Annotated in this window: 3 protein-coding genes; all 3 read right to left on the reverse strand. The window is 47.6% G+C overall.

From position 1 onward, the window contains the following. Positions 1-294: 294 nt before the first annotated feature. The gene (locus KDK16_RS10680) at positions 295-798 is read right to left on the reverse strand and encodes a DUF29 domain-containing protein (RefSeq protein ID WP_257276079.1); all 504 of its coding nucleotides are present in this window, start codon (positions 796-798) and stop codon (positions 295-297) included. Next, entirely contained in the window at positions 746-1,120 is a 375-nt protein-coding gene (locus tag KDK16_RS10685; RefSeq protein WP_257276080.1) for a hypothetical protein, read from the reverse strand. The genes KDK16_RS10680 and KDK16_RS10685 overlap by 53 nt, the downstream gene beginning before the upstream one ends. A gap of 186 nt (positions 1,121-1,306) precedes the next feature. Further along, positions 1,307-2,020: a DNA damage-inducible protein D gene (dinD, locus tag KDK16_RS10690; RefSeq protein ID WP_373690981.1), complete on the reverse strand. Its 714-nt coding sequence runs from the start codon at positions 2,018-2,020 to the stop codon at positions 1,307-1,309. Positions 2,021-2,136: the final 116 nt, after the last annotated feature.

Consider the following 2,136-nt stretch of genomic DNA (forward strand, 5'->3'; position numbering starts at 1 on the left):
GAACAAGCAGACTCAAGGTAGGAGAATATGAGCACTTAGCGTGGAGAAGCGTACCGGTTTGGCTCCGAACAAAAGAACTATAAATGTGGGTATTCAATTTCAGTAGTCAAACCCGTAGAAGTTTTCGATATATGGCACAGTGATTGGCATTAATCGAACCCAAGCCCAGAACAAAAGCCATCCCAACTCCGGCTCCGGCCACCAATCATAAAGGTCATTGTTTATTCAATGGCCTTTTTTTATGCCTGTTTTAAAGTGTTAGCCAATGCGAACCTGCCTGCCGAGCAAAAATTATCACTCTTCCATCACTCTATCTCCGGGCAGCCAGTCCCTATCTGTGACCTGATCGTAAGTCCATGGACACTCGTCCGGAAAGCTTTTCTTGTTCAGCCGTTTGCTTTCTATTTTTATGTAACCGTTTAATTCTTTAATGGCTTCTTTTTTAGCCTTTGGGTAAACCTCGGCCAATACTTCTTCTGTTCTTGAGATTGGGCACGGGTTTTTATCTATATGGTGTTCAATTTCTACTCTGGGGTTGTTAATGCTGGACAGCCATATATGAATGACTTTGTCTTCCACCCATGGGTCTTTTAAAATCCGTTTCTGGTAGTCGGAATTGAGTAGATGTATGAGCAATATTTTCAAATGAGAGCCTAATTCATTAGCCATATCGCCCTTGCGTAGCTCCATCGCCTCCAACAAATTTTCGATGTTGAGTTTGTGAAATTGTCGCTGGGCCAGCAGTTCACGCTGTTGGCTCAGCCATTGGGTGTAATCGGTTTTGTATAGGTTTTCCACAAAATACCTCCATTGCCCTTCCACTGTAGGCAGATAACAGAAGGGAAACAAAATCAATTACCACTTGCATGGGTTCATCGCCCCTTAACTGACTTGCCTGAACCTTGTGTAATTTGTTGTCGGTTTTTTTCCCCGAATGCTTTTCTTTCCGCCACTGTTCAGCCTGTTTTCTAAAGGCTTCCCAGACAGGGTGACCCAGTCGCCCAAAAAGACGGCTGCCTTCTATCTCGTAACATTTGTCGGCAAAGACCGGGTCGATGGTGTAATAACCCTGTTCCCCCGGCAACCCAACATTAAACCGCCACAGTTTCTGTTCCAGCATTTTCTGAATCATGGGGGATAACAGGATATTAAGCGCATGGGTATCGGGAGTTTTTGGAAAGGTTGCTCCAGAGCTTTGACTCAGGGGCAGGGTAGGGCAGTCCGGTCAGTAATGTGTCGAGCCGGGGGGCAAAACGGCATTATCCATGGCTGAGGAGTTTCAACAGGGCAGAAATAGGGTAGTCTTTCATTCCTGATCATCCACCGCTTTGCTGATTTTATTTTTTTGCTTTTCCAGTTGTTTAACGCTGGTTTCCGGTGTGGGCAGGTTTTCAGGCATGGTGCCACCCAGCTCATCAATGGTTTGGCGTACTTTGGCGCCGACCTGATGATGGGTCTGGTTGGCCTGGGTTTTGCCCTGCACCTGATCACGGCGCAACTTTTCTTCGGTCTGGGTAGCCCGGAACAGGTTGGCGGCCAGTTCGGTCGAACCCATAAAATCGAGAATTTTGTGGCTTTTTTTCAGCCCTTTGCGCTGGTGGATATCTTTGGCATCCAGCCCGCCATAAAGACCCCGGTAACCGTGGTTCTGGAAAATGGCAAAATCCATATTGCTGGTGACTCCCGCATCGGCGGCAGCGTCCACCAACTGTTTATTATGCTCTTTCATCTCTTCCCGTAGCAGCAGACGTTTTTCATCTTCCTTTAGCTGCTTGAAAGCCTGATCATCGGCCAGCTCCTGACGGCGGGTTTGCAGGGCAAAGTAGGTCTGACCATTGGCGATCACTGGCTTGATCGGGTCACCGTTCTGAACCACCAGATAACAGGCGTAGCGGGACAGGCGCACGTCGGGCAGTTTGCGTTTGGCGCCGGAGCCGATCGGGACCATTTCGTGGACCTCCACGAAATGGTTTGAAATAGCCTGATCGCTGTTACTGCAGCTAATAAAACAACCCGATATGAATACAGTTCAAGTCGTCTATTGTCATGATTGTTATAGACTTCACCCACATGAAAGCTCGTGCCGTCCAGATTTAATGCCTTGTAAGGAAGTTTCGGATAATTGACGACCTTGAC

The sequence above is a fragment of the Endozoicomonas sp. SESOKO4 genome (assembly GCF_024606275.1).